The sequence below is a fragment of the Glutamicibacter bergerei genome, assembly GCF_054495185.1.
In genome coordinates, this window is the sequence record NZ_CM137131.1 from 2,417,937 (window position 1) to 2,438,186 (window position 20,250).

General features: G+C 56.7%; 13 protein-coding genes and 1 pseudogene. 4 read left to right on the forward strand and 10 right to left on the reverse strand.

The genetic code is table 11. The features are described from left to right. Positions 1 to 115 precede the first annotated feature (115 nt). Positions 116 to 580, forward strand: coding sequence for a VanZ family protein (locus ACX5K5_RS11200; protein WP_459174401.1), 465 nt, complete (start codon positions 116 to 118; stop codon positions 578 to 580). Here ACX5K5_RS11200 and ACX5K5_RS11205 read toward each other — a convergent pair. The 5 genes from ACX5K5_RS11205 to groES all read right to left on the reverse strand — a co-directional run bounded on the left by ACX5K5_RS11205 (position 577) and on the right by groES (position 8,476). Next, positions 577 to 2,310 (reverse strand): HNH endonuclease signature motif containing protein, encoded by a 1,734-nt coding sequence (locus ACX5K5_RS11205; RefSeq protein WP_459174402.1) that lies wholly within the window; start codon positions 2,308 to 2,310, stop codon positions 577 to 579. The two genes, ACX5K5_RS11200 and ACX5K5_RS11205, sit on opposite strands and share 4 nt — an antisense overlap. A gap of 137 nt (positions 2,311 to 2,447) precedes the next feature. Next, entirely contained in the window at positions 2,448 to 3,953 is a 1,506-nt protein-coding gene (gene guaB, locus ACX5K5_RS11210; RefSeq protein ID WP_188686813.1) for an IMP dehydrogenase, read from the reverse strand. A gap of 97 nt (positions 3,954 to 4,050) precedes the next feature. Further along, a complete protein-coding gene (locus ACX5K5_RS11215) occupies positions 4,051 to 6,168 on the reverse strand; it encodes an acyltransferase family protein (RefSeq protein ID WP_459174403.1) in 2,118 nt (705 codons plus the stop codon). Between the two features lie 311 nt (positions 6,169 to 6,479). Further along, positions 6,480 to 8,078 (reverse strand): chaperonin GroEL, encoded by a 1,599-nt coding sequence (gene groL, locus ACX5K5_RS11220; protein ID WP_443438172.1) that lies wholly within the window; start codon positions 8,076 to 8,078, stop codon positions 6,480 to 6,482. Positions 8,079 to 8,179: 101 nt separating this feature from the next. Further along, positions 8,180 to 8,476 (reverse strand): co-chaperone GroES, encoded by a 297-nt coding sequence (groES, locus tag ACX5K5_RS11225; RefSeq protein WP_096253924.1) that lies wholly within the window; start codon positions 8,474 to 8,476, stop codon positions 8,180 to 8,182. Positions 8,477 to 8,884: 408 nt separating this feature from the next. On the opposite strand from groES, the gene ACX5K5_RS11230 reads away from it, so the two are divergent. The 3 genes from ACX5K5_RS11230 (at position 8,885) to ACX5K5_RS11240 (ending at position 14,344) form a co-directional block, all read left to right on the forward strand. Beyond that, on the forward strand, positions 8,885 to 10,126 hold the full coding sequence (locus ACX5K5_RS11230) for a THUMP-like domain-containing protein (protein WP_459174404.1): 1,242 nt from the start codon (positions 8,885 to 8,887) through the stop codon (positions 10,124 to 10,126). A gap of 133 nt (positions 10,127 to 10,259) precedes the next feature. Next, the gene (locus tag ACX5K5_RS11235) at positions 10,260 to 11,414 is read left to right on the forward strand and encodes a glutamate--cysteine ligase (protein ID WP_459174405.1); all 1,155 of its coding nucleotides are present in this window, start codon (positions 10,260 to 10,262) and stop codon (positions 11,412 to 11,414) included. Positions 11,415 to 12,229: 815 nt separating this feature from the next. Further along, positions 12,230 to 14,344 carry a GmrSD restriction endonuclease domain-containing protein gene (locus ACX5K5_RS11240; RefSeq protein WP_459174406.1) on the forward strand — a complete coding sequence of 705 codons (2,115 nt, stop codon included), beginning with the start codon at positions 12,230 to 12,232 and terminating at the stop codon, positions 14,342 to 14,344. Between the two features lie 76 nt (positions 14,345 to 14,420). Here the strand turns inward: ACX5K5_RS11240 and ACX5K5_RS11245 are convergent. The 5 genes and pseudogenes from ACX5K5_RS11245 to ACX5K5_RS11265 form a co-directional block, all read right to left on the reverse strand. After that, positions 14,421 to 15,194: pseudogene (locus ACX5K5_RS11245) on the reverse strand (tRNA (adenosine(37)-N6)-threonylcarbamoyltransferase complex transferase subunit TsaD); the annotation flags it as partial. Positions 15,195 to 15,825: 631 nt separating this feature from the next. Beyond that, positions 15,826 to 17,418: a glycoside hydrolase family 32 protein gene (locus ACX5K5_RS11250; protein WP_459174407.1), complete on the reverse strand. Its 1,593-nt coding sequence runs from the start codon at positions 17,416 to 17,418 to the stop codon at positions 15,826 to 15,828. Then, on the reverse strand, positions 17,415 to 18,362 hold the full coding sequence (locus ACX5K5_RS11255) for an ABC transporter ATP-binding protein (protein WP_459174408.1): 948 nt from the start codon (positions 18,360 to 18,362) through the stop codon (positions 17,415 to 17,417). The genes ACX5K5_RS11250 and ACX5K5_RS11255 overlap by 4 nt, the downstream gene beginning before the upstream one ends. Next, complete coding sequence (locus ACX5K5_RS11260; protein ID WP_459174409.1) at positions 18,359 to 19,276, reverse strand: ABC transporter ATP-binding protein; 918 nt, start codon at positions 19,274 to 19,276, stop codon at positions 18,359 to 18,361. The genes ACX5K5_RS11255 and ACX5K5_RS11260 overlap by 4 nt, the downstream gene beginning before the upstream one ends. Continuing rightward, positions 19,273 to 20,247, reverse strand: coding sequence for an ABC transporter permease (locus tag ACX5K5_RS11265; RefSeq protein ID WP_459174410.1), 975 nt, complete (start codon positions 20,245 to 20,247; stop codon positions 19,273 to 19,275). The genes ACX5K5_RS11260 and ACX5K5_RS11265 overlap by 4 nt, the downstream gene beginning before the upstream one ends. Between the last annotated feature and the right edge of the window lie 3 nt (positions 20,248 to 20,250).

Genomic DNA, 20,250 nt, shown 5'->3' on the forward strand with positions numbered 1-20,250 from the left:
GGGTGGGCACGGTGTTTCTTCCGCACCGGTACCCGCGACTGGCTAAACTATGAGGGTCCCGACACATGCCGCCGCTGGCAGCTCGTCAATTCTTCAAAACTAGCTTCCAAGGACCGTGCCGATTTCTTCTTCCCGCCTCCCCCTTCGTGCCCTGTGGGTATTGCCTGCGCTATATCTGCTCGGGCTGATCTGTGTTGCGCTCTGGCCAACGCCGGTTGATGCCTCGGCCCGGGGTGCTTTGGATAGCGTTTTAGCTTGGCTGCATTCGGTGGGCGTGCCGAACTTTGTTGGCTATGACCTGGTGGAGTTCGGCGCGAATATCGCACTTTTCATCCCGTTGGGGTTGTTGTTGGGCTTTGGGCTGCGGCGCTTCTGGCTGGCGGTGGGGTTTGGAGTGCTCGCAACTTCACTGATCGAAGCGAGCCAGTGGTTATTTCTCCCCCAGCGTTTTGCGTCGGGCCTTGATATTCTCGCCAATTCTTTGGGCGCGCTGCTTGGCGCACTGTGTTGGTTGTTTTGGTCGCGTAGTCGTCGGAAGGTTCGGGCCGAGGGGCAGGACGCTGCCCCGATCGGGAGTTAGTCCCAGTAAGTATTACGTCGCGGTAACTGTTCCGGGTCAATATGCTTCGGCAAAATCACGTGCGGTAGCCCGTCAACCACCACTATCTTGATCCGACCCGAATCAGCATCCATATGCGCACCCCGGCACAGGCCACTCAAATTGATCAACTTCGTTTCGCCGCCCATCCACCACGGATCAATATGATGGAACTCAATCTTCTCCGGTGGCTCGGTACAACCAGGCACAATACACCCATGATCACGCGCGAGCACCGCGCGTTTGAGTTTCTCCGGCACCAACCGTTGAGCTCGACCATAATCGAGCAGTTCACTCTTCGAGTTGAACACTGCCGGGATGATATCGGCTTCGCATAACAACCGTCTCAAATCCCCGGGCGGAAGTTTCACTCCGTGGGCGGTGCGGGCATCCCCGGAGGCGAGGTCCTGCAAATTTTCGAGCTTCAAATGCACCAGGACTTCAGGTCTGATCCGTTGGCTACCACCCCCGGTCGTGGGGATTGTGGTGAGGAGGTCCATCAACGCGTTGAGCGCTCGTTCGGGGACCGTAGCTGGGCGTTCCATGGTTTCTGGTTCCCAGATTGCTTCCTCCTGTGCCCCTTCGGGTAAGAAATCCAGGATGCTGGGTTCTACTGTGGGTTCTGCCGGGGTTGTCTGCTCTGGTGCTTCGTCTTGTGGTTCTGGTGTGGCGGTTGGCTCAGCGGGTGCGGGGGCGGGTTCGGCAATAGCTTGCTCAGTGGAGGAAGAGTCCGTAGCACTAGCCGACTCATCAACCGGGCCGGCCTGTGGCGGCCGGTTGACCCTAGCCTGCGCCCCCGCGCGGGTGCGTCCGTTAGCTGCATGAGCTGCCAACGAATCAAAATACTCACCTTCCACGGTGGTGACCCGTAGTAAAAACTCGCGGGTGAACTCGTTCTTGATTGGCAGCGGGAAGAACCCCCGACGCAATGAGGAAGACGTCGCAGTGCCGGCAGTGGTGCTGGCGGTAGTGATCAGCTCTTTGACCTGTTTATTCGTTTCGGAGACACTCTGCCCAGTAGACAACAGATTGGCCGCGTGTTCTTCGACCGGGCGGCCGTCGGCATGAAACAACGTCGGCTCGGTACGGACCCCGTCAAAGGTTTGATCTTTCGGTTCACGTTTGGCGAGTTTCTGACTGGTCTCACGCACCACCGATGGGTGCAGTGCCGGTGATTGTGCCGGGTCTGGGGTGGTGAATAACGTGGCGAGGTGTTCAAAGCGTGGTGGGAGCTGGTTGCCTGCCATATCGCGGCGGCTAATAAGATCGCTGGCGTCGCCGATGAGTTTGTTCGCTTCACCAAACGGGATATGTGTCCAGGACGCTAGGAGCGCTGCGGGTGTTTGAAAGCTTGATTTACCAGCACAACGGTGCGCCTGGCGGCTGGTGTCAGGGGCGGTGGTGCGCAGCGTGTCGAGTTCTGTTTCGTCCAGGGTGTGGGCGTTGGTGGCGGCGAGCCGGTCTGCGCCGGTGACGCGGATGCGGGCCGCTTCGTCTTCCAATGCCTGTCCGGTGGTGGCGAGCTCTAGGGCGAGGCGGGGATCGGTGGTGTTGGCGAGGTGTAAGCGCAGGAAGGTGAATAGTGCGGTGCCGGTGGTGGCGAGAGTCCGCAGGGTTTCGCCGGTGAGGTTTTCTGGCTCGCCGGTGGCTGCGGTGAGCTCGGTGAGCGTCGTGTGCAGTTCGGTGAGGGCGGCCCCGGCGGTGGTGTTCATGATTTGAGTATGCGCGGAAGGGTGGACCGGGTAGGTGGGGGTGGGACCGACTGTGGATAAGTGCAGAAAGTTTCTTTGGCGGGGACGAGAACGCCCCACACCTGTTGGACAGGTGCGGGGCGTTGATCGTGCGGGGTTTAGCGTGAGCGGTAGTTCGGCGCCTCGACGGTCATCATGATGTCGTGTGGGTGCGACTCCTTGAGGCCTGCCGAGGTGATGCGGACAAACTTGCCGCGGGCCTTCAGCTCCGGGATGGTGCGTCCGCCGACGTAGAACATCGTCTGACGCAGGCCGCCAGCGAGCTGGTGGACCACTGCGGAGAGCGGGCCGCGGTACGGGACCTGGCCTTCGATGCCCTCCGGGATCAGCTTCTCGTTGGAAGGTGCGTCGGCCTGGAAGTAGCGGTCCTTGGAATAGGAGGTGTTCTTGCCGCGGGTTTCCATCGCGCCCATGGAACCCATGCCGCGGTAAGCCTTGAACTGCTTGCCGCCCATGAAGACCAGGTCGCCTGGGGATTCTGCGGTGCCTGCGAGCAGCGAACCGAGCATCACCGAGTCGGCGCCTGCCACCAGGGCCTTGCCGATGTCACCGGAGTACTGCAGACCGCCGTCGGCGATCAGTGGCACGCCGGCCGGGATGGCAGCCTTGGCGGACTCGTAGATTGCGGTGACCTGGGGCACGCCCACACCGGCAACGATGCGGGTGGTGCAGATCGAACCTGGGCCTACGCCGACCTTGATGGCGTCGGCGCCCGCGTCGATCAGTGCCTGGGCACCTTCGCGGGTGGCAGCCTGGCCGCCAATGACGTCCACGTGTGCGGCGGCTGGGTCTTTCTTCAGGCGGGCAATCATGTCCAGCACGCCCTGGCTGTGGCCGTTGGCGGTGTCTACCACCAGTGCGTCCACGCCGGCGTCGATCAGCGTCATCGCACGCTCGTAGCCTTCACCGAAGAAGCCTACGGCGGCCGCTACGCGCAACCGGCCGTCGTCGTCCTTGGTGGCCAGTGGGTACTGCTCGGCCTTGTCGAAGTCCTTGACGGTGATCAATCCGGTCAGTACACCGTTGTCATCAACCAGTGGCAGCTTTTCGATACGGTTCTTGGAGAGCAGCTCGATGACCTGGTCGCGGGGCACGCCCTCTTTGGCGGTGATCAGCGGCATGCCGGTCATCACCTCGTAGACCTTGGTGGTCATGAAGTTTTCGCGCGGCACAAAGCGGGTGTCGCGGTTGGTGATGATGCCCAGCAGTTTGCGGTTCTCATCGATGACCGGAAGGCCCGAGACACGGTACTGGGCGCAGAGGTCATCCCATTCGGCCAAGGTGGCACCTGGGTGCACGGTGACCGGGTCCGAGATCATGCCCGATTCGCTGCGCTTGACCTGGTCAACCTGCCTGGCCTGGTTCTCGATGGACAGGTTACGGTGAATCACACCGATACCGCCCTGACGGGCCAACGCGATGGCCATGCCGGCCTCGGTGACGGTGTCCATGGCGGCGGAGCTGATCGGGGTCGCAATGTTGATGCGCTTGGTGAAACGGGTGGTGGTGTCCGCGTCTGAGGGGATCACGTCCGTTGGGCCAGGCAACAACAAGACGTCGTCGTAGGTGAGTCCTTCAAAGGCAAAGGGGTTGAACTCAGTCACGTAAGAACCTTTCGGAGCGAAAGCGGAGGTTGCTTAAATGGTAGATCTCTTTTGGCCTATAGACGATTCTCGTCGAAGATCTGTGTCTAAGCTAACGTCAGCGGGACGTCATTTCTTCCCGCGGCCATCCGGTAGCCACGCTAAACGCCGAGGCGAAGCGGGTGGCGGCGCTGTTGACGAAGGTTTTGGACAGGTGTGAATCATCAATGTAAACCAGCACGTTGCCAATCACCGCCTTGCAGATACCCTCCGGGCAGAGCAGTGAGGTCATCTCAAAGGGACGGACAGATGAGCCGTAATCATGCGAGGCCAAGAAGGTATCGACCGGGTTGACCGCGGCGAGCTTATCCGCCACCGGTGCATCGCAGGCAGAATCATCGGATCGGTGCCGGCCCACACAGTCCGGAATGGAGGACTCAAAGCGCGGGGTGTCCCGCATCGCGATGACCTGGGATCCGGCTGCCACGAACGGATCGATCGCCGCCGCGTAGCCATCAACCATGGTTTCTTGGGAGGCTGCGGAGTTCCCAAACTCGTCCGGTGCGCCCACGGTTTGGGTGGCGACGGTGAGCACCATCGAGGGCGCCAGCTTGGTGACGTAGTCTTGCGCGGCCTCTTGGAACGCGGCGCACTCTTGGGCATCCCAAGGCATGGTGCTCGAACCGTAACGACAGCCTGGATGATAGATCATCACCCAGCTGCCACCGGACGCTTCGACGGTGGTCGCGGCGGCATCGGACCAGTGCTGGATATGTGAATCACCGAGCAGGACCAGGTCCGGGGCGGCGTTGGGGTCCCCGCCCTGATTGCAGAACATGATCGCCGGATCTTGCGGAGTGTACTTCCCCGCGCAGTGATCCCCCGGCGTCTGCCATTCGGTGTCTAAATCGGTGCGTAGCGGCAAGGTGAGGGCGGCCGGAGACGGATCCCAGTCGGCGGTAGCCTGAGCGCCGGGGTTTTCCTCTGGAGACTGCGAAGCTGCCTGCACCTTGCGCTGTTGCACGTTGGAGTCCCATACGGCGATGGGCGCGGCAGCCACCAGCGCCACTAGCGTGATGACGAAGGCTTGTGACACCAGCTGCGGACGGCGCACCATGGCCAGTATCGGCAAGCGCTGCGGACGTTCTAAACGAAGCAAGGGTTTTTCAACCCATCGGGTGCTCAGCCACGACAAGCCGATCGACCCCATTATAAGTACCGTACCTGCTAGTGGTGAGGCTTGGTCTACCCCTGCCAGCTGCAGGTAGAAGACCAGTAGTGGCCAGTGCCAGAGGTACATCCCGTAGGACAACGCACCGAGTTTGGTCAGCGGTGCCAAACTCAGGATCCCGGCAGGGTTCTTCCATGATCGGGGTTCCGGAGCCATGATCAGCAGGGCTGCGCCCAGCGTCGGCACTAAGGCCAGATACCCGGGGAATTGTCCTTCAACGTCTAGTAGTGCGCCGCAAGAAACGATGACCAGCAACCCGCTCCAGCCACCGATTCGGCGTAACCATGAGGGCAATCGTGAGAGCAGCGGTAGAGCCAGGGCGAGCATGGAGCCCAGCGCAAACTCCCACATCCGGGTGCCGGTGTGAAAGTAGGCCAGGCGCTGATCGGCCGCGGTCAAGTAGATGGAGTAGCTCAGCGAACCGGCAAACACGGCGGCGAACATGGTGAACGCGATGAGCTCGAACCGGAACCGCGAGAAGAACCGCCGCCAGATGAAAGCACAAACAACCAGCAATACCGGCCAGATGATGAAGATCTGGCCCTGCACTGACAGCGACCAAAAGTGTTGCAGCGGTGAGGAAGCGGAGGTGTTAAACGCGTAGTAGTCCACGTTGGTCTCGGCCAAGGCCCAGTTCTGCTTAAAGAAGAGTGAGGAGAAAGCTTCATTGATCAGCGCTAACCACCCGGTGGCCGGCAGCACCAGCCAGGCGGTGACCGCGGTAGCAACGATGATCAGTGCCGCCTGTGGCAGTAATCGGGAGAAGCGGTGCAACCAGTTACCCAGAACCGAGACTTTCTGACCACTGCCTAGTTTGCGAGTCAGCGATCCGGTGAGGAAAAAGGCTGAGAGCATCAGGAAGATGTCTACCCCGCCGGAGACTCGGGAAAACCAGATGTGATAGCACATCACCAACAGCACGGCGAGCGCGCGTAGTCCTTGCAAATCGGCACGAAAACCCGCGGCTGGCGCGGTGTTCTGAGTGCTGCTGATCGCTGGGGACACGGGTGCGACTTTCCTTGTCGGTTCTGTGGTTAGTGCTCCACCAAGACTGTGGTCTCAGCGGACAACCATCAATTTTACCAAGTGAACTTCGTTATGAGCTTGGTACTTGCTGTGTGCCACCACGCAGGACCTAATTAGTGAAGTTCCCATAATGGGCTGACTTGTGCGCTTTAGCTACGAGGTACCGGCGAACCAAATAGCATGCAGTGGGCGTGCCTTAGATAAAGCCGTGAATAAAGAAAACAAAATGCCGCCACCGGCCAGAGCAGAAGCTCTGAGCAGTGACGGCATTCGGTCAAGGGTTTGATCCCTTAGTGGGCGTGAGCCTCTTCCTCGGGAGCCTTCTCGGCAACCAAGGTTTCGGTGGTCAAGACCAGGGCAGCAATCGAGGATGCGTTGACCAGCGCTGAACGGGTGACCTTTACTGGGTCAATGACGCCTGCGCTGAGCAGGTTCTCATAAACACCTGTCTTGGCGTTGAAGCCTTCGTTCGGTCCGGTCTCTTTGACCTTGGAGACAACTACTGCACCGTCAAAGCCGGCGTTGGTAGCGATCCAGAACAATGGCTGCACCAGGGCGCGACGTACGATTCCTACACCGGCGGCGATATCGCCTTCGGCGGAGGTGACGCGTGCGTCTTCGTCCAGTGCTGACAGTGCGTCAACCAGTGCGGTACCGCCACCGGCAACGATGCCCTCTTCGAGCGCTGCACGGGTCGAGGACACTGCGTCCTCGATACGGTGCTTGCGTTCCTTGAGTTCAACCTCGGTGGAGGCACCTACCTTGATGACACCAATGCCACCGGAAAGCTTAGCCAGACGTTCGGCCAGCTTTTCGCGGTCCCATTCGGAGTCGGTGCGGGCGTGCTCTGCACGTAGCTGGGCTACGCGCTCTGCAACGTCTTCTTCGGTTCCGGCGCCATCAACGATGGTGGTGGAATCCTTGGTGATGGTTACGCGGCGTGCGGAACCAAGAACCTCGGTGCCAACCTGGTCTAGCTGCAGTCCTAGTTCGGCGGAGACTACCTGGGCGCCGGTGAGGATCGCGAGATCCTGCATCATTGCCTTGCGGCGGTCACCGAAGCCTGGAGCCTTTACGGCAACCACGTTCAGCAGGCCACGAAGCTTGTTGACTACCAAGGTGGAAAGGGCTTCGCCCTCTACGTCCTCGGCAATGATCAGCAGTGGCTTCTTGGTCTCCAAGACCTTTTCCAGCAGTGGCAAGAATTCTGCCACTGTGGAGATCTTGGATGGGTTGATCAGCACTACTGCGTCTTCCAGGACAACTTCCTGGCGTTCTGCGTCGGTGATGAATTGTGGGGACAGGTAGCCCTTGTCGAACTGCATGCCCTCGGTGAGGACTAGTTCGGTGGCGGTGGTGGACGACTCTTCGATGGTGATGACACCATCGGTGCCCACGGTCTTGAAGGCCTCGGCGAGCAGGTCGCCGATTTCGTCATCCTGTGCGGAGATCGATGCCACGTTGGCAACCTTGTCTTCGACTGCCACGGCGTTAGCCTTCAGGCGTTCGGCAACAATTTCCACTGCCAGTTCAATACCCTTGCGGATATCGCCTGGTGCAGCGCCGGCTGCTACGTTCTTCAGACCTTCCTTGACCAGTGCCTGTGCCAGCACGGTCGCGGTGGTGGTGCCGTCGCCAGCAACATCATTGGTCTTGGTGGCAACTTCCTTGGCCAGCTGTGCGCCAAGGTTCTCGTATGGATCTTCCAAGTCGATCTCACGCGCAATGGTGACACCGTCGTTGGTGATCGTTGGTGCGCCCCAGCTCTTGGCGAGGACCACGTTACGACCGCGTGGGCCGAGGGTGACCTTCACGGTGTTTGCGAGCTTATCAATGCCCGCTTCGAGGGCGCGTCGCGCTTCCTCATTAAATGCTAGCTGCTTAGCCATGCACTAACTCCTGAAATAGCATAGGTCGCAGTTCGGCCTCGAACCCTTTGAGATCATTGATCAAATCCAAGGATTGGGGCCGTAAAACTACGAGGTTGGCGTTACTTTACGACGACTGCCAGAACGTCGCGAGCCGAAAGTACTAGGTACTCTTCGTTGCCGACCTTAACTTCGGTTCCACCGTACTTCGAGTACAGAACTACGTCGCCTTCAGCAACGTCCAAAGGAATGCGGTTGCCCTTGTCGTCAATGCGGCCAAGGCCCACTGCAACAACGGTGCCTTCCTGTGGCTTTTCCTTAGCGGAATCAGGGATGACCAAACCGGATGCGGTGGTGGTTACGGCTTCGACCTGCTTGATGACAATGCGGTCTTCGAGTGGCTTGATGGAGACAGACATGGTCTCTCCTTTTCGTGTATGAACCAATGAATGTAGGGTTTCGCCCTATGGCATTGGACCAACCGTCGTCGCGGTGCCAGTTGGTGTGATCCAGTCAGGCGGTGTGCGTCGCGTAAGCAGAGCTCGCGCTTAGCACCCACTGATGACTTTAGGCCGTGAATTAGCACTCGGTCAAGGTGAGTGCTAATGATTGCCCTAGTTCGTCACACCGGTTCGCGCAGAGCGGACTTTCGCTGATTAGCTATTCCCGGCCAACGCCTCGGAACTAGGGGCAGCACACTATTAAATGCAAAGCACTCCAACTATCCCTGCGCGCACAAGACCACGTTTACCTCCGTGATTCACACAGCACCACCCAGTAGAGCTGGTACGCATGGATAAGCAAGGAATGCCGATAGGCTGGAACTTATGGCTCAGGCATCAAATGACTCAACTCTTAACGACCAATTCGCAGCGCTCCTCTCCCCCGCAGGTTGGTCGTTGCTCGCTACCATTGACCCTTCCATGGCGGCATCCAAAGATTCTGCATGGGCTCTGAATGAGAAGCTACGCAAAGACGGACACGATGCGGCGGTAGTTCGTGCTGTTATCGCTCAAGCAGAACTTCGTTACCGCGGGCGGGTTAAGTTTGGTCCCTTTGCCGACACGCTGATCTTTACCCCGGCTGGGTTGGAGCAATCCACTCGTCTGATGATCGCTGGACTGCATACACGCCGCTTTGAGCAAGCACAAAGCCAGCACGTGGCAGACCTAGGTTGTGGCATTGGCGCCGACTCCATTGCCATGGCCAGCGCCGGCTTGAAGGTCACCGCGGTAGAGAAGGATGAGACGACGGCAGCTGCGGTCACGCTCAACCTCATGCCTTTTGACAACGCCGAGGTACGCCACGGCACCGCAGAAGACACTGACCTAACAGGAATTGACGCTGTCTGGCTAGACCCAGCGCGGCGAACTGATATTTCTGGTGCTTCACGCCGACTCTTTGATCCTGAGGCCTTCTCCCCTCCCCTATCGTTTGTAGAGAAACTCGTCGATAACGGTATGGATGTAGGTGTAAAGCTCGGTCCAGGAATACCTCACGAAGCAATCCCTGCAGGTGCCGAAGCCGTCTGGATTTCAGATCATGGCTCGGTCATTGAAGTTTGCTTGTGGTTCGGCAAACTCAAACGTCAAGATATTGCCCGTGCCGCATTAGTCATTGATAAGAATGGCGCACACGAGCTAATCAGCTCGGTCACCGTAGAGCAAGATGCCAAGGCACCTGTGGGAGAACTAGCGGCGCACATCTATGAACCAGATGGCGCGGTCATTCGTTCACATCTCATTGGCACCATGCTTGAGCAGACAGGTGGACATCTCTTAGATGAGCACATCGCATACTTCACCCACGCAGAAAAGATCACCACACCTTTCGCACGTGGTTTCGAAGTACTCGCGGTCCACGATTACAACGTGAAAAAGTTGCGCAGCTGGGTGAAGGCCAACGGTATTGGTTCCTTGGACATCAAGAAGCGCGGTGTCGATGTCACCCCCGAAGAGTTGCGCCGCATCTTGCTGTCCGGATCCTCAAAGAGCGCCAGGAATAAGGCGACTCTCATCTTGGCCCGGCTGGGAGAAAAGCGCGTAGCCTTCGAAGTGCAGCCCCACTAAGACCCACGTTCCATGTCTTGCACTGAGCAAGCCCGGGGAGCAAATACAATAAGTATGGATATCCTCCGTTTTTGCGCGGGTAGCCACCACCCACCCGCCAACTGGCTCGGTAGTTTTTCGAGCCCATCACGCAATGAGGAGTTACGTGCAAAAGATCGAATTCGCCGACTCGCCCCAATCAACTATCGGTGTTGAATGGGAAATTGCGTTGGTCAATCGTGAAAACGCTGACCTTAGTTCTGTGGCCGAAAAGGTGTTGGACAAGCTCAAAGAAGATGCTGGAATTCCAGCAGATGAAGAGCATCCCACCATCAAGCCTGAGTTGCTGATGAATACCGTGGAAGTTGTGACCGGAGTGCACCGCACCGTGGCAGATGCTGCCGATGAGCTACGCGCCAACGTCCGGCGGCTCCGTGAAGTCACCGACCCCATGGGCGTAGATCTCTACTGCGCAGGCTCGCACCCTTTTGCCGCACCAACTTCTCAGCCAGTGACTGACAAAGAACGCTACGCAAACCTCATTGACCGCACCCAGTGGTGGGGACGCCAAATGGTCATCTACGGCATCCACGTACACGTAGGACTAGACGACCGTGAAAAGGCTCTGCCAATCACCGACGGTCTGATCAACTACCAGCCACACTTCCAAGCGCTCAGCGCATCTAGCCCTTACTGGGGTGGAGAAGATACTGGCTACGCTTCGCAGCGTGCGTTAATGTTCCAGCAGCTTCCCACCGCAGGAATCCCTTTCCACTTTAATTCCTGGTCCGAGTACGAGGCCTACGTGGCCGACATGCTCCACACCGGCGTCATCGATGACATCTCCGAAATTCGCTGGGACGTCCGCCCGGTCAACCGCCTTGGTACCGTGGAAATGCGTATCTGCGACGGCATGAGCTCGTTGGAAGACATCTCAGCCATCACTGCACTAACCCAGTGCTTGGTCCACGACATGTCAATGTCTCTTGAAGCGGGATACAAGATCCCTGTTATGCCGGCTTGGCACCGAGTAGAGAATAAATGGCGTGCAGCCCGCTACGGACTCGACGCGATCATTATTCTCAACGCCCAAGGCGATGAAATGTTGGTAACGGACCACCTCCGTAACGAGGTCAAACGCCTAGCACCTGTAGCTGAACAGCTCGGATGCCAAGACGAACTTCAAGGAATCATTCGCCTCATTGAGCGCGGTGCCGGATACCAGATCCAACGACAGATTTTTGCGACCACCGGCGGCGACTTCCAAGCCGTCGTCAAGGACAACGTTGCGCAAATGAACGCTGTCTAAATAGCTAAGACCCAAAAAGAAAACAGGTCCGTGAGATTCCGAATTATCGGGATCTCACGGACCTGTACTCTCCTCTGCCAATTTGAGTAAACCGTTGTGCTCGCGCGACTCAATTTTGCCGAAAATATTCAATAATTTGAACGCTATGGTCCTTCAGCTAACTACAGCACAGGAACTTCTAAATGCATACGCAAGGTAGCCTGCACTCATTTGGCCCGTCGGAGAGAACTCATACAACCACTAGAACAAATCCTTGACGTTTACTCTCTTGAAATTCATCCCGGAGCTTGAGCTCAACTTTGCCCACAAGATTCGGTGGAATTGTGTATCCTCCAACACCCCTCCTCCATATCCGCTTCCGTGCTCCGAACTACAGCGCAATTCAGGCGGGACCCCTCGCGAAATTGGCACATACAAGAGATGTTCGTGCCCAATGCGGCATCTAAACTGCACGCTGACTCGATGATTTTTTGGTTCACTCTCTGCACCATTATCGCGTCGTGCCGGTCCAGTACCGGACGCAAACAGCTTAACTCACGCTCCCGACGCTTTACCGTGAGATATCAGTAAGTTGGTCTGCACCACGCGTAACTTTTAAGAGCCCACATACTCCTTCTCATATATTTTGAACGCATTTGAGCTTGCGATTCACATAATTTAGTTTCACTGGTTATTTATTCGATAAAAACTTAGATCTCTCCGACATGACGACGCGACAACAATGCCATGAGGCCTTCCATCTTGATACCCGCCCAGGCACAAGAGACACTATTCGCATCCATACAACCGCTGGTGATTAGTGGTTAACTGAAGATATGAAAGCATCCGAAGCCTCCCTCCTGCAATTCCTCAAAACTTCACCACAATTCGTCATTCCTATCTACCAACGGACATATAGCTGGACAGAGAAGGAATGTGAGCAACTTTGGTCAGATGTTATTCGTGCCGGCGAAAATACAGATTCAACAGCACATTTTGTTGGCTCTGTCGTTTACATTGAAAAAGGAATTTATCAAGTTTCAAACCAGTCGCCTCTGCTGGTCATTGATGGTCAGCAACGGCTGACCACCGTAACGCTACTTCTCGAAGCATTATGCCGCCATCTTGGAGATACTGAGCCCATTGAAGGGTTCTCGGCAAAAAAGCTTCGTCATTATCATCTATTGAATCCTCTGGAAGACGGCGACAAGGCATTCAAACTTCTCTTGACTAAAACCGACCGAGAAACGCTTAATGCCATCGTGCAGCAACGCGCGATTCCGGAGAATCATTCTGTTCGGGTGGCCCAGAACTTCGACTTTTTTGATAAAAAAATCAAAACCCTCACACCAGACCTCAGAAGACTCTGTCTGGGACTCAAAAAACTCGTGATTGTCGATGTCGCTTTGAATCGAGAGCAAGACAACCCTCAGCTAATTTTCGAAAGCATGAATTCGACTGGACGCGAGCTTAGTCAAGCCGATCTCATACGCAATTATGTGCTTATGGGCTTGGAGCCAAAACACCAAACGGACCTCTACGAGAGGCACTGGCATCCAATGGAAAAACGTTTTGGCCAAGAGAGCTATACAGCCTACTTTGATGCATTCATCCGTCACTACCTGACTGTAAAGACTGGAGAAATTCCCAATGTTCGCGCAGTCTATGAGGCTTTCAAAGCTTACTCGCGTCGTACTACCGTAGCCGCTGAGGGAGTAGACGCACTAGTTAAAGATGTAAAGGCCTACGCTGGTTTCTACTGCGCCATGGCACTCGGCCAAGAGCAAGACCCGAAGCTCAAAACTGCATTCCAAGACCTACGAGATCTGCGAGTCGACGTAGCTTACCCATTGCTCTTAGAGCTCTATTCCGACTACGCGCACGATTTACTCAGCAGAGATGACTTTCTCGCCAGCCTACGTCTAATCGAGTCATACGTTTTTCGTCGCGCGATTTGCTCTATCCCGACCAACTCCATGAACAAGACCTTCGCTAACGTTTCAAAGTCGCTTAGGAAGGATCGGTATCTGGAAAGCCTTCAAGCTGCATTTTTGTTGCTTCCTACCTACCGTCGACTCCCAAATAATGAGGAATTTCGACGCGAACTAGAGTCGAGAGATATGTATAACATCCCCCGTCGTAGCTACTGGCTCCGGAAGATTGAGAACCACGAACGAAAAGAACGCGTCTATGTGGATGAATATACTATCGAACACATCATGCCGCAGAACCCGAATTTGTCAGACCGTTGGATTCAAGATCTGGGGTTAGATTGGGAATCTATACACGCATCGAAACTGCATACCCTAGGAAACTTGACGCTTACCGGCTACAACAGCGAGTACAGTGACCGCGCGTTTACAGAAAAGCGAGACATGAAAGGTGGATTCCATGAAAGCCCCCTACGACTCAACCACGGTTTAGGAAAAATCGAACGTTGGGATCTCCAACAAATTGAAAAACGTGCCTCGATTTTGTCTTCAACGGCTCTAAACGTTTGGGTTCGTCCCGAACTAACAGATCCTGTTCTAGGTGAATATCGCACTCAGCCAAAAGCCACTGGCATCGGCGCGTATACTCTCGCAGATCATCCCTATCTTCTACCCGGTAAGCCGATGCGCGCACTCTTCGACGAACTACGAAAACAACTGCTGATCCTAGATCCTAATATCACGGAAGAGTTCATGAAACTCTACGTCGCGTACAAGGCGGAAACAAACGTAGTTGATATCGTCCCGCAAATGGCGCGTCTCCGACTTTCGCTGAATATGCCGTTCCCTGAGTTGAATGATCCACGTGGCATCGCGAAAGATGTTACGAACTTGGGCCGTTGGGGAAATGGCGACGTTGAAATTGGAGTCGGGGATGATGATGACATTCCGTACATACTTAGCCTCGTCCGGCAATCACTTGATCGGCAGCTCAGCAAAGGGACATTAAACGACGACTAGACCGACTATGTGTACTTCACTGAGCAGGGGCCGGCATCTCGAAATTGTCGATGCCTCCTGCTCATAGTGAATAGATCTACCCCAGTGTACTCAGAACGAGCCTAGTCACCGGCTGCGACGAATCCGTGGCGAAGTTGAGCCCCGAAGATTCCACTCCGTCTGCAACAAGCTGGGCACCCAAAGCAGCGACCATGCCACCGTTATCCGTACACAGCGAGAATGGTGGAACCACCAGGCTGATACCGGCAGATACACAACGTGCGGCCAGCAGTTCACGCAAGCGTGTATTCGCGGCTACTCCCCCACCAAGAAGCAAGGTCTTTAGCCCATGCTCCTGCGCGGCGCGTACAGCCTTGGAAGTAATCACGTCCACCACAGCTTTTTGGAAAGAAGCGGCAATGTCCGCGACCGGTATTTCTTCGCCGTTGGCTTGGAAATGCTCCACACAGCGGGCGACTGCAGTCTTCAGCCCAGAGAACGAGAAGTTATGTCAGTTCTTGCCTGGGTTTTCAACGGTTCCCACAAACTTTGGCAGTGCCAGCCCACGCGGGAATCGGAACGCCTTTCGGTCGCCTTCTTTGGCTGCCTTATCGATTGCGGGACCACCCGGGTAACCGAGACCTAGCAGACGTGCGGTCTTATCATAGGCTTCGCCTGCGGCATCATCAATAGTGGAGCCAAGTAGCTGCACATCATTGGTCAGCGAGGTAACCTTCAGAATTTCGGTGTGGCCACCGGAGACCAGCAGCGCGCCGAAGGTCGGTGGAAGTACCGTATCCTCAAGCACACCGACACCCACGTGCGCCACCAAGTGGTTGATGCCGTACAGCAGTTTACTGGTGACCAGCGCTGGACTATTTTCGATTCCCCGTTCTCCACGCCAGCTGCTATCAAAATCGATGCTGCGCTTGCCTGCTAGAAAATCAGCGTTGTCCGTAACGGAGAACCACTAGTTCCTGCAACAACCAAGGATTAGGTTGGGGTGTGGAAGAGATTTTGGTGTATCTCAGTGGTTCATGCCCCTGCAACCCGGTGATGTCATTTTGACTGGCTTCCCCCGCGCAATGTCGTCGGCTCACCAATGGTGACGAATTCAGTTGCCGAGTGCAAGGTTATGGTGACCTGTAAAATCCGGTAATCGCAGCGGAAAAACTTGCCTGACAAATGACCAACTGGCCCTAAAAATGGCTGGTTCCGCTCGAACTGGCCTGTTCAGGACTTCACCGAACTTAGTGGTACTTTGTTAAGCCGCAACCTGATGCCTGCACTCATCTTGACTTACAAATTCTTCAGCGAGTTCCACAAATCCCCGTCGCAGGCGATCGCACGACCGGCCGGATATTCCTCTTTGCGCTCGGAAAAATAGGTATTGCCCGGGGAAAGCCTATAAGCCCCGGGGAAGCAAGGTTCCCCGGGCCATCACCGGGTTTCGGGAAACTGCCGCTCACCATGCCAGTCTTGCCCGAGCCCGCGACAAACTTCTAAGCGAATGCCAGCTTGCGCACGGTGAGGTTCTTGTACGTTGCAGTCCCGCCCGAAACGAACAATTTGATCCCGGAATCCGAAGCCAGCGGGAATACCCGGTGTGAGTGGACGATCCTGCCATCCCCCAAGAACACCTCGACGCTGGAACGGTCCACCAGGATGCGTACCTTGAGTCTTCCGCCTGGTACCTCTAATGGGCTCTTGGTTTCGCTCTTATCCCCGGGATGGAAGCTCGGCTTGCGGTTCATGTAGGCGAACCCTCCGGCCAGAAAGATTCCGGTGGCCACGTGACGCGTGCCGGTTTTTGCCCGGCACAGCTCAAATCCCACGTTCTCTGGCGGGTTAGCTGGATCCCAGCTCAATTCGCATTCCAGCTCATAAGCACTGCTCGAGAAATCCAGGACCTGCTCCCCAGATACCGCCAGGCTGCCTAAGCTTTTAGCGGGGCCGGCCAGCTTGTCCAACTGCTTTACCGGCACCGTGGCGAGGTAGTAGCCTTCTGCACCGGCGATCATCCGCACCTCGCGCACAATCATGTCATCTCCGTTGTAGCCATCTGTGGCCATGCTTGGGGCATTGTGCGGGTAATCCCAGAAGTTGTTCCACCCAATAACACGACGCAGTTTGGGATTTTCGCTCCCGTCGGTACGATGATCCGGATAGGTCACAGCACCATAGAAGTCAAAGCCCCAGTCAAGCCATTGCGGATCATCATCCTCGGTGATGAAGGCCTTTCCGTCAAAGTCGCCCACCCAATATGCGTAAGTTGCGGGCAGATCACGTGGCTTGCCATTGGCGCTGGTGCCAAGCACCCATTGTTTGGTTCCGTCAGAAGCCTGGATCTGGAACAGGTCCGGGCATTCGAGGGTGCCCAAGGTGGTGCGCACAAATTCGCTGGTTCTTTTCCACCGCTTCAGGTTCACCGAGGTATACAACCCGATGAGGTCCCCCTCAGCATTAAGCATGACCCACTGTGAGCTTTGCTCATGCCAGATGATCTTCGGGTCTCGGAAGGCTTCCACGCCTGGGTTAGCCAGCACCGGCTTGGTTCCACCGGGCTTGAAGCTGCGTCCCTTATCGGTGGAGTACCAGAGGTACTGGGCTTGCACCCCGCCCGGTGCCTGAGTGACCAGAGCAATCAACGCTCCTTTCCCGTAGCCCGCGGTGTTCTTTTCGTCGATGACAATCGAGCCGGACCAGCAATCCCCGTTAGGGCTTTCATGCTTGCTGATGGCTACGCCGTGGTCGGTGAAGTTCACGTGGTCCGTGGTGGTCGCCAAACGCCAACTTGTACCGCTGCCACCGAGAATGTAGTCCTCGTTGTATAGGTAGTAGTACAGGTATTCACCGTCCAGATACACCGGACGTTGCGGGTCATTCTTCCAATTATCCGGAACGCTGAAGTGATAACTGGGACGGTAGCTCATCGCAGCAGAACCCTTCTTGTCATTTTTTCCCCGCTTTGCAGGGGCCGCAACGGCCGCCCCAGCGCCTAGTCCGGTCAGAGTCAAGGCAGTGGCCGAGGCCATGGTGGCAACAATGCTTCGTCTGGACGGCCCGCCATGGGTCATGTCTTTATTTGAGCTCATGTCATTTCGCTTTCGTCCGCCAACACCCAGTGCTGGCTTGATTCATCGATAATGTGCTTTTGCAGGTTGGCGCTGGTGGACCAGCGCTGGATTTGTTCGCGTAGAGCCGCGCGCTTTGGTGCGTCGAGGCTACCGTCTCGGTCAGGGTCAGGCACCGCACCCACAAGCAGCTGAGTATACGGATGGCTCGGGTTATCCAGCAGTTGCACGGATTCTCCTGATTCCACGATTCGCCCCTCGTTGAGCACAGCAATTCGGTCCGAAAGATAACGGGCCGAAGCCAGATCATGGGTGACATACAAGATGGTGATCCCATGCTCGTCACGCAGCTTATGCAGCAGGTTCAACACACCAATGCGCACCGAGACATCCAGCATTGAGGTCGGTTCGTCGGCCAGAATGATGCTCGGCTTGGCCGCCAGCACTCGAGCAATCGCGATGCGCTGACGCTGTCCGCCAGAGAGCTCATGCGGGAAGGAGGAGAGCACATCCGGGCTGAGACCCACGGTACTCACCAGCTTTGCCATTTCACTGCGCTTTGACTTAATTTCTGGCTGGTGCAGAGCCAAAGCACGTTCCAAGATATGCTCCACGCGGAAGGTAGGATTCAGCGAACCGAAGGGGTCTTGGAAGACCATCTGCACTTCGCTGCGGTACTTACGCACCGCTGCCCCCCTCAGCCCCGCAATATCTTTTCCATTAACTAGAATTTCGCCGGAATCCGGAGTTTCAAGCAGCGCAAGACAACGGGCCAGCGTTGACTTGCCGGATCCTGACTCCCCCACCAGTGCCACGATTTCCCCGCGTTGCATCTCCAAATCGATATCCCGCAAGGCAGGAATTTTCTTTCGACTAAACAGCGCTGAGCTGGTGAATGATTTGCTCAACGAACGGATTCGAACGGCCGGACCCACTGCGGTCCGCAGGGTAGCAGTTGAAGTCATAGCAGTTCTCCTTGCGACAGCACAGGTTGATCCGAGGGAGCCACCCAATGGCCCTCGCCGGTGTCTTCCAGATCCTGGATGTTGGTGAATTTGGTGCCTTCTGCCAGCCCGGTGAGCTTAACCCTTGGGCCATGCAGAGGCGGGAAAGCTCCCAGCAGCGCTTGAGTATAGGGGTGCCGGGAACCATGGCGCAGCGTTGTTGCCGGAGCCAGCTCCACAATACGACCGCCATACATGATGCCAATACGGTCAGAGAGCTCAAGCATCAACGACATGTCGTGGGTGATGAACAAAATCGCGAAGCCGAGTTCTTTTTGCAGTTCACGGATCTGCTCCAAGATCTCCTGTTGCACCACCACATCTAGCGCGGTAGTAGGTTCATCAAGAATCAACAGCCGCGGATTCAAAGCACAGGCCATGGCGATGACAATGCGTTGGCGCTGGCCTCCGGAAAGCTGGTGCGGGTAAGCGCGCAACCGTACCGGATCGATGCGCACCATCTTAAGCAGTTCGTGGGCACGATGCAGCGCGGCCGCCCGGCTACCGCCACGGTGGGTGCGGATCACGTCGATGAATTGCTCACCAATACGGGTGACCGGGTTCAGGGAGTTCATTGCCGATTGGAACACCATGGCCACGTTATTCCAACGCCAGGCACGCAACGCTGCCTCATCCATGCCCAGCACGTCCGTGCCGTCAAAGAGGACTTTGCCGTTGCTGATCCGGGCAGGGTCCTTGAGCAAACGCATGATCGAGTTCGCGATCGTTGACTTGCCGCAGCCGGACTCACCGGCGAGGCCAAAGATCTCGCCGGAATGGATGGTGAAGCTGACCCGGTCCGCGCCGCGGACCGCACGCTCGTCGCTGACGTATTCGACGGTCAGGTCCTGAACTTCCAATACCGGGACGCTCATTTTTCTTCCTTTCGCGCCACGGTGGTTGCCGCGGTGCTCTTCGTTGCATGCTTAGGCCGGCGCAGGCGCGGGTTGGTAATCTCATCTACCGCGTAGTTGCACAACGCCAAGGCGAAGGCCACCAACGCAATAGCCAGACCCGATGGAACAAAAATCCACCACTGGCCGAGCATCAGCGAACCATCGCTGGTAGCCCAGAACAGGTTGGTGCCCCAGGAGAGCGTGTTTACGTCTCCCAGACCCAGGAATTCGAGTCCGGCTTGGGCACCAATGGAACCGATGATGCAGCCCAGCAGAGTGGTCATGACCACCGAGGCCATATTCGGCAAAATCTCGCGCACCATAATGCGCAGTGGACGTTCACCGGATACCTGAGCGGCCGCCACATAATCTTTGCCCCGAATGGACATGGCTTGAGAACGCATGACGCGGGCACTACCGGCCCAACCGGTAATCACCAGCACCACGATGACCGTTCCAAGGCCCGGCGGCATGAAAGCTGCCAGGATGACCAACAACGGCAGACCCGGAACCAGCAGGAACACGTTGGTCACCAACGAGAGCGCCTCGTCCAGGCCTCGGCCGAAGTAGGCACCGCTCAAACCGATCAGCACGCCGATCACGGTGGATAAGATCCCAGCGGCAAAGCCGACAAATAGCGAAGAGCGTGCTCCCCACAAGGTCAAACCGAGGACGTCTTGGCCCTTAGTGGTGGTTCCCAGCCAGTGCTCCAGACTCGGAGCTGCGGCACCGGCAGAGGTGATGCGCGCCGGATCTCCCGGGAAGAACACCGGGGCCAGCAGCGCCAGCGCAATGAACACTACAAGGATGCTCAGCCCGGCCACCGCCTTGCCGTTGCGCAACAAGGTACGCAGCAGGCGTGTGGCGCCCAGCCTAGCGCGGTCCGTGGCACTTTCTGCCGCCGGGTCCTTGGGAGTCAAGGTCAGGGTATCTGTGGTTATCTGGCTCATGAG

What these genes read in the sequence shown, in the direction of transcription:
- ACX5K5_RS11265 (WP_459174410.1), bottom strand. Translation starts at nt 20,247, where the DNA reads ATGAGCCAGATAACCACAGATACCCTGACCTTGACTCCCAAGGACCCG.
- ACX5K5_RS11205 (WP_459174402.1), bottom strand. Translation starts at nt 2,310, where the DNA reads ATGAACACCACCGCCGGGGCCGCCCTCACCGAACTGCACACGACGCTC.
- ACX5K5_RS11240 (WP_459174406.1), top strand. Translation starts at nt 12,230, where the DNA reads ATGAAAGCATCCGAAGCCTCCCTCCTGCAATTCCTCAAAACTTCACCA.
- ACX5K5_RS11235 (WP_459174405.1), top strand. Translation starts at nt 10,260, where the DNA reads ATGAGGAGTTACGTGCAAAAGATCGAATTCGCCGACTCGCCCCAATCA.
- ACX5K5_RS11255 (WP_459174408.1), bottom strand. Translation starts at nt 18,362, where the DNA reads ATGACTTCAACTGCTACCCTGCGGACCGCAGTGGGTCCGGCCGTTCGA.
- groL (WP_443438172.1), bottom strand. Translation starts at nt 8,078, where the DNA reads ATGGCTAAGCAGCTAGCATTTAATGAGGAAGCGCGACGCGCCCTCGAA.
- ACX5K5_RS11260 (WP_459174409.1), bottom strand. Translation starts at nt 19,276, where the DNA reads ATGAGCGTCCCGGTATTGGAAGTTCAGGACCTGACCGTCGAATACGTC.
- ACX5K5_RS11230 (WP_459174404.1), top strand. Translation starts at nt 8,885, where the DNA reads ATGGCTCAGGCATCAAATGACTCAACTCTTAACGACCAATTCGCAGCG.
- groES (WP_096253924.1), bottom strand. Translation starts at nt 8,476, where the DNA reads ATGTCTGTCTCCATCAAGCCACTCGAAGACCGCATTGTCATCAAGCAG.
- ACX5K5_RS11250 (WP_459174407.1), bottom strand. Translation starts at nt 17,418, where the DNA reads ATGAGCTCAAATAAAGACATGACCCATGGCGGGCCGTCCAGACGAAGC.